The sequence below is a fragment of the Caulobacter sp. AP07 genome, assembly GCF_000281955.1.
GTDB lineage: Bacteria > Pseudomonadota > Alphaproteobacteria > Caulobacterales > Caulobacteraceae > Caulobacter.
In genome coordinates, this window is record NZ_AKKF01000031.1 from 22,270 (window position 1) to 29,545 (window position 7,276).

The window sequence follows — 7,276 nt, forward strand, 5'->3', positions numbered from 1 at the left end:
CAACGGGAGTCGCTTAGCCCATGACCAGTCCTTCGCCTCGCAAGCGCGCGGCCGTCATCCTGGCCGCCGGCCAGGGCACGCGGATGAAGTCGCCGACCCCCAAGGTGCTGCACAGGATCGGCGGCCGCGCGCTGCTGGACCACGCCATCGACGCCGCCGAGGGGCTGGGCTGCGAGCGCATCGTAGTGGTGGTCGGGGCCCACAGCCCCCAGGTCGGCGAGCACGCCCGCAAGCGCCTGGGCGAAGGCGCCACCGTGATCCAGGACCCGCCGCTGGGCACCGGCCACGCCGTGCTGGCGGCCCGCGAGGCCCTGGCCGATTTCGACGGCGACGTGGTGGTCACCTATGCCGACTGCCCGCTGCTGACCGCGCCGGTCATCGAACCGCTGTTCGCCTTGCGAGCCCGGGGCGCCGACGTGGCGGTGCTGGGCTTCGAGGCCGCCAACCCGACGGGCTACGGCCGGCTGATCATGGCTCCGGGCCACGTGCTGCTGCGCATCGTCGAGGAAAAGGACGCCGACGAGACGGTCAAGCAGGTCAGGCAGTGCAATTCCGGCGTGCTGGCCGCCGACCGCGCCACGCTGTTCGACCTGCTGGCCCAGGTCGGCAACGACAACGCCAAGGGCGAGTACTATCTGACCGACGTGGTGGGGCTGGCGCACGACCGGTCGCTGGCCACCCGCGCCGCCTTCGCGCCGGAGGCCGCCGTGCAGGGCGTCAATTCCCAGGCCGAACTGGCCGCCGCCGAGGCGGTCTGGCAGGCGGGCCGGCGCCACGCCTTCCTGGTCGAGGGCGTGACCATGCCGGCCCCCGACAGCGTGCATCTGTGCTGGGACACCCAGCTGGCGGCCGGCGTCACCGTCGAGCCGTTCGTGGTGTTCGGCCCCGGCGTCAGTGTCGCGGCCGGCGCGGTGATCAAGGCGTTCAGCCACCTGGAGGGCGCGAGCGTCGGGGAGGGGGCCCTGATCGGCCCCTATGCCCGCTTGCGGCCGGGCGCCGAGATCGGACCCGAGGCTCACATCGGCAATTTCGTAGAGGTCAAGAAGGTCAAGGTCGGGGCGGGCGCCAAGGCCAACCACCTGTCCTATCTGGGCGACGGCTCGGTGGGGCCCAAGGCCAATATCGGGGCCGGGACGATCTTCTGTAACTATGACGGCTTCGACAAGTTCGAGACCCATGTCGGGGCGGGGGCCTTCATCGGCTCCAACACCGCCCTGGTCGCCCCCGTGCGGGTCGGCGACGGGGCGATGACCGGGTCGGGGTCGGTGATCACCAAGGACGTCGCCGACGGGGCCCTGGCCCTGTCGCGCACGCCGCAGAGCGACAAGCCGGGCTGGGCGGAGAGGTTTCGCGCCATGAAGCTGGCGAAGAAGGAAAAGAAATGAGCGCCGACGATCAGAAGCGGATTTCGGGCGAGGCCGCGGCCGAGCTCGTCGAGAACGGCATGGTCGTGGGCCTGGGCACCGGCTCGACGGCCGCCTGGTTCGTCAAAGCCCTGGCGGCGCGCAAGCTCGACATCCGCGGCGTGCCGACCTCGGAGGCCACCGCCAACCTGGCCCGCGATCTGGGCATCCCGCTGGCCGCCCTGGACGACGTCAAGAGCATCGACCTGACGGTCGACGGGGCCGACGAGATCGGTCCGGGCCTGTCGCTGATCAAGGGCGGCGGCGCGGCCCTGCTGCGCGAGAAGCTGGTCTGGGAGGCCTCCAGGCGCTGCGTGGTCATCGCCGACGCCGCCAAGCACGTGAAGGTCCTGGGCAAGTTCCCGCTGCCGATCGAGGTGGTGCGGTTCGGCCACGTCCACACCGGCCAGCGCCTGGCCGACATCGCCGCCGAGTTCGACCTGCTGCCGCCGCGCCTGCGGATGGCCGAGCGGGGCGTGGTGGTCACCGACGGCGGCAACGTCATTTACGACATGCCGTCGGGCGTGATCGCCCAGCCGGCCGCCCTGGCCGCCGCCCTGAAGGCCGTGACCGGCGTCGTCGACCACGGCCTGTTCCTCGACCTGGCCGACGAGGCCCTGCTGGGCGCCGACCAAGGGGTGGTCAAGCTCGTTCCCTAGTCCCATATCCTCCGTCTTCCGGCCACGCGGCTCCCGCCGCGCGGCCGATCCGACAAAGCGACCTCCGGAGCGCCCGCGATGGCTGAGTACGACTTCGACCTCTTCGTGATCGGCGCCGGTTCGGGCGGCGTGCGGGCCGCGCGCCTGGCCGCGATGAGCGGCGCCAAGGTCGCCGTGGCCGAGGAGTACCGGGTCGGCGGCACCTGCGTGATCCGCGGCTGTGTGCCCAAGAAGTTCATGGTCTATGCCAGCGAGGTCACCAGCCAGCTGAAGACCGCCAAGGGCTACGGCTGGACGATCAACGGGGCGACGTTCGACTGGAAGGCCTTCCTGCACGACAAGGACGTCGAGATCGCCCGCCTGTCGGGGATCTATGTCACCAACCTGCAGAAGGCCGGCGCCCACCTGCTGCACGGCCGGGCCCAGATCGTCGACAAGCACACCGTCGAGGTGCTGCCCAAGGAAGGCTCCAAGGACGCCGGCCGCTACACCGCCCGCAAGATCCTGGTCGCCACCGGCGGCCGGCCCTGGCGTCCCGACTTCCCGGGCGCCGAGCTGGGGATCACCTCGGACGAGGCCTTCCACCTGCCCACCCTGCCCAAGCGGGTGATGGTGGTGGGCGGCGGCTATATCGCCGTGGAGTTCGCCAGCATCTTCAACGGCCTGGGCGTGCAGACCACGCTGCTCTATCGCGGGGCCAACATCCTGCGCGGTTTCGACGACGACGTGCGCTCGCACCTGGCCGACGAGCTGGAAAAGCGCGGGATCAAGGTGGTGCTGGGCTGCGCGCACAAGAGCATCGAGAAGACTGAAGACGGCCTGCTGAGCACGCTGAACAACGACCTGACCTTCGAGACCGACGCGGTGATGTTCGCCACCGGCCGCGACCCCTATGTCGAGGGCCTGGGCCTGGACAAGGTGGGGGTGAAGCTGAACGACCGCGGCGCGATCGTCGTCGACGAGCAGTCCAGGACGACCGCCGACAACATCTGGGCGGTGGGCGACGTCACCGACCGCATCAACCTGACCCCGGTGGCGATCCGCGAGGGCGCGGCCTTCGCCCAGACCGAATTCTACGACAACCCCACCAGCTTCGACCACGACATGGTGGCCTCGGCGGTGTTCTCGCAGCCGCCGGTCGGCACGGTGGGCATGACCGAGGCGGAGGCTCGCCACGCGTTCGGCAAGGTCGATGTCTACCGCGCCGTGTTCCGGCCGATGAAGGTCACCTTCTATGGCGGCCAGGACCGCTGCCTGATCAAGCTGGTGGTCAAGCAGGACGACGAGAAGGTGGTCGGGGTGCACGTGGTCGGGCCGGACTCGCCGGAGATCATCCAGATGGCGGCCATCGCCGTGAAGATGGGCGTGACCAAGAGCCAGTGGGATTCCACCTGCGCCGTCCACCCGACCCTGGCCGAGGAACTGGTGACGATGCGCGAGAAGTACCTGCCGTCGGAAATGGGCGCATGACCGTGTCCGAGACCGCGGACGCCGCCGCGCCGCGCGGCACGCCCTGGCTGGGCGGGGTCGCGATCTTCCTGGTCGTGATGACGCCGTTGCTGGCCTATCTGGCCCCGCTGGGCTTCGCGCCGCTGATGGCCCTGGTCGGTCTGCTGGCGCTGCCCGGCCTGCGGCTGACCCGCGCGGCCGCGCCGCCGCTGCTGATCCTGCTGGCCCTGGCCCTGTGGGCCCTGGTCAGCATGAGCTGGAGTCCGGCGGCGATCGACCCGGCCACACTGAAGGACTATGGCGACATCGAGAAGCTGACGGCCGTCAAGCTGCTGCTGCAACTGGCGACCTATGGCGCGGCCGCGGTGGCGCTGCGCGGCCTGTCCGAGGCGGGGGCCGGCCGCGCCGGGACGATCCTGGCCTATGCGATGGTCGGGCTGGCCGTCCTGGTGACGGTCGACGCCGCCACCGGCGCGCCGATCTATCAGGCCCTGCACGCGGTGACCGGCGAGCCGATCCGCCCCGACGTGGCCCTGGTCAAGGTCTCGCTGGCGACCTACGCCCTGGCGCTGCTGTTCTGGCCGGTCTCGCTGATCCTGTCGCGCCGCCGCGCGCCGCGCGCCATCCTGCTGCTGGTCGTCGGGACCGTGGTCACCTCCAAGCTGGTCAGCTCCGACGCCTGCCTGGTGGCCCTGGCGGCGGGCGGGCTGGCCTGGATGCTGGTGCGCTACGCGGGGCGGACCGGGGCCAAGGTGCTGGTCGTCCTGGTGGCCGTCCCGTTCGTGCTGGCCCCGCTGGCCGTGCTGGCGGGCGTCGAGACCGGCGTCGTCGCCTGGCTGCACAAGCTGGTCCCGGCCTCGTGGGACGCCCGGCTCAACATCTGGACCTTCGCCGCCGACCACATCCAGGTCCACCCGTTCCGCGGCTGGGGCCTGGACGCCAGCCGGACCTTCGGCCTGGCCATCCCGCTGCACACCCACAACGCCCAGCTTCAGCTGTGGCTGGAGCTGGGGGCCGTCGGCGCGGCCCTGGCGGGGGTGTTCTTCTGCTGGCTGGCCTATGGCGTGGTGCGGATCAGCGAGCGCTCGCGCGGCGAGGCGGCCATGGCCGCCGGCGCGCTGGTCAGCTACCTGGTGATCGGGGCGCTGAGCTTCGGCGTCTGGCAGGAATGGTGGCTGGGCCTGGGCGCCCTGACGCTGATCGCCTGCGATCTGGTGCGCCGGATGGGCGTCCCGGACGAAGGCGGCTGGGATGAATTTACCTCGCTGACGTGAATTTGACCGGCGCGTCGCAATGATTTTGCCTTTTGATCCCGGTTAAGATAGAAACCGCTCCTTTTTGAAAAGTTCGAGACCGTCATGACCAGCCGCTGGACCCCGTCGTCGTGGAGAGCAATGCCTGCGAAACACGTCCCGACCGACTATCCGGACGCTGGCGCGGTGACGCGCGTGGAGCAGACCCTTCGCCAAATGCCGCCCCTGGTGTTCGCCGGTGAGGCGCGCCGCCTGAAGTCCCTGCTCGGCGACGTGGCCGAGGGCCGCGCCTTCCTGCTGCAGGGCGGCGACTGCGCCGAGAGCTTCAAGGAATTCCACGCCGACAACATCCGCGACACCTTCCGCCTGATCCTGCAGATGGCGGTGGTGCTGACCTTCGCCGGCGGCAAGCCGGTGGTGAAGCTGGGTCGCATCGCCGGCCAGTTCGCCAAGCCGCGCTCGGAGCCGGTGGAGACGATCGACGGCGTGACCCTGCCGTCCTACCGCGGCGACAACATCAACGGCATGGACTTCACCGCCGAGGAGCGCATTCCCGATCCGGACCGCCTGCTGAAGGCCTACGGCCAGTCGGCGGCGACCCTGAACCTGCTGCGCGCCTTCGCCAGCGGCGGCTATGCCGACCTGCACAACATCCATCGCTGGACCCTGGGCTTCGTGGGCGACAGTCCGCAGGGCGCGCGGTACCGCGAGCTGTCCGACAAGATCAGCGAAAGCCTGACCTTCATGGCGGCGATCGGCGTCACGCCGGAAAGCCATCCGGGCATGCACCAGGTGGAGTTCTTCACCAGCCACGAGGCCCTGCTGCTGGGTTTCGAGGAAGCCATGACCCGCGTCGATTCCACCTCGGGCGACTGGTACGACACCAGCGCCCACCTGCTGTGGATCGGCGAGCGCACCCGCCAGCTGGACGGCGCCCACATCGAGTTCATGCGCGGCGTGAAGAACCCGATCGGCCTGAAGTGCGGCCCGACCATGGAGGGCGACGACCTGCTGCGGCTGATCGACGTGCTCAACCCGCACAACGAGCCGGGCCGCCTGACCCTGTACGGCCGCTTCGGCTCGGACAAGATCGCCGACCGCCTGCCGCGCCTGATGAAGGCCACCAAGGCCGCCGGCCGCTCGGTGGTCTGGGCCACCGACCCGATGCACGGCAACACGCTGAAGGCCTCGACCGGCTACAAGACCCGGCCGTTCGACCGCATCCTCTCGGAGGTGAAGTCGTTCGTCGAGATCGCCAACGCCGAGGGCGTCCACCCGGGCGGCGTGCATCTGGAAATGACCGGCCAGAACGTCACCGAGTGCCTGGGCGGCGCGCGGGCGGTGTCGGAAGGCGATCTCGCCGACCGCTACCACACCCATTGCGACCCGCGCCTGAACGGTGAACAGGCGCTGGAGCTGGCCTTCCTCGTCGCCGAAAAGCTGAAGTCGGCGCGCGACGATCAGCGGCGCCTGGCCACCGGATAACGCGGGTCTTCGAAGTGCTGGCGAAGGTCTGAAACGGGGTATAGCCTCCTTCTTGAAGGAGGCTATACCCCGTGGTCAGTACTGAGATGTCCCGGCGGCGTCTGGCCGCCATGTTGGCCCTGGGCTTCCTGCCCGCCTTGCCGGCCAACGCCCTGAGCTTACCCGATCCGCCGCCGCTGACCGCCCAGACCGGAACCCTGGGTCTGGTGCGCCGGTTGACGGTGCAGGTGCGGATCAACGACCAGGGCCCCTATCCCTTTCTCGTCGATACCGGCGCCAACGCCTCGGTGATCTCCAGCGAACTGGCGGCGACCCTGGGCCTGCCGGTGGGCGCGCCCGTCAATCTGCACGGCATCGCCGGGGTGGAACTGGTCGGCACGGTGACCGCGGCCACGGTCGGCGTGGGGCGTCGCGTGCGGCGCGACCTGACCCTGTCCGTCCTGCCCGGACGCTTCATCCAGGCCCCCGGCATCCTGGGCCTGGACTGGCTGGGATCGCAAGGCCTGATCCTCGACTTCGCCCGCAACCAGATGCGGCTGGGCTCCATCTCTCCGATGACCGACGAGATGACGGTCTCCGTCCCGATCAAGGCCCGCCGCAACGGCCTGCACCTGATCGAGGCGTCGGTGGCGGGGGCCTCGGTGCTGGCCTTCCTCGACACCGGCTCGACCACGACCGTGGGCAACGCCGCGCTGATGGCCCAGGCGATCCGTCTGCGCTCGGTGACCACCGACTGGGCGGACATCGAACTTCAGAGCCTGACCGGCCAAACCATCACGGGTCGCCTGGCGGCGCTCAGGACCGTCAGTCTGGGCAAGGTCACCCTGGGCAATGTGCCCGTGGTGTTCGGCCCCATCCATACTTTCGCCTATTGGGGTCTCGTCGATCGACCGGCGATCCTGATCGGCATGGATATTCTCAACGCCTTCGAATCCGTGGCCCTCGATTTCAATCGCGGCCAGGTGTATTTCCGATTGTCGTCGTCTTCGACAAGTCGGGAGACGGCCATGTCTTGACCGGCCGGGGG

Annotated in this window: 6 protein-coding genes; all 6 read left to right on the top strand. The window is 69.6% G+C overall.

What is annotated here, in order from left to right:
* Positions 1–20: 20 nt before the first annotated feature.
* The 6 genes from glmU to PMI01_RS02695 all read left to right on the top strand — a co-directional run bounded on the left by glmU (position 21) and on the right by PMI01_RS02695 (position 7,265).
* Positions 21–1,385, top strand: a complete 1,365-nt coding sequence (gene glmU / locus PMI01_RS02670) for a bifunctional UDP-N-acetylglucosamine diphosphorylase/glucosamine-1-phosphate N-acetyltransferase GlmU (protein WP_007662627.1) — start codon at positions 21–23, stop codon at positions 1,383–1,385.
* Positions 1,382–2,062, top strand: a complete 681-nt coding sequence (gene rpiA, locus PMI01_RS02675; protein WP_007662628.1) for a ribose-5-phosphate isomerase RpiA — start codon at positions 1,382–1,384, stop codon at positions 2,060–2,062. The genes glmU and rpiA overlap by 4 nt, the downstream gene beginning before the upstream one ends.
* Positions 2,063–2,140: 78 nt before the next feature.
* Complete coding sequence (gene gor / locus PMI01_RS02680; protein ID WP_007662640.1) at positions 2,141–3,532, top strand: glutathione-disulfide reductase; 1,392 nt, start codon at positions 2,141–2,143, stop codon at positions 3,530–3,532.
* On the top strand, positions 3,529–4,785 hold the full coding sequence (locus tag PMI01_RS02685) for an O-antigen ligase family protein (RefSeq protein ID WP_007662642.1): 1,257 nt from the start codon (positions 3,529–3,531) through the stop codon (positions 4,783–4,785). Before gor ends, PMI01_RS02685 begins: the two co-directional genes overlap by 4 nt.
* Positions 4,786–4,869: 84 nt before the next feature.
* Positions 4,870–6,249: a class II 3-deoxy-7-phosphoheptulonate synthase gene (locus PMI01_RS02690; RefSeq protein WP_007662643.1), complete on the top strand. Its 1,380-nt coding sequence runs from the start codon at positions 4,870–4,872 to the stop codon at positions 6,247–6,249.
* Between the two features lie 71 nt (positions 6,250–6,320).
* Entirely contained in the window at positions 6,321–7,265 is a 945-nt protein-coding gene (locus PMI01_RS02695) for a retroviral-like aspartic protease family protein (RefSeq protein WP_007662644.1), read from the top strand.
* The last annotated feature ends 11 nt before the right edge of the window (positions 7,266–7,276 follow it).

Coding starts and splice junctions, on each gene's coding strand:
- glmU (WP_007662627.1), top strand. CDS start 21: ATGACCAGTCCTTCGCCTCGCAAGCGCGCGGCCGTCATCCTGGCCGCC.
- rpiA (WP_007662628.1), top strand. CDS start 1,382: ATGAGCGCCGACGATCAGAAGCGGATTTCGGGCGAGGCCGCGGCCGAG.
- gor (WP_007662640.1), top strand. CDS start 2,141: ATGGCTGAGTACGACTTCGACCTCTTCGTGATCGGCGCCGGTTCGGGC.
- PMI01_RS02685 (WP_007662642.1), top strand. CDS start 3,529: ATGACCGTGTCCGAGACCGCGGACGCCGCCGCGCCGCGCGGCACGCCC.
- PMI01_RS02690 (WP_007662643.1), top strand. CDS start 4,870: ATGACCAGCCGCTGGACCCCGTCGTCGTGGAGAGCAATGCCTGCGAAA.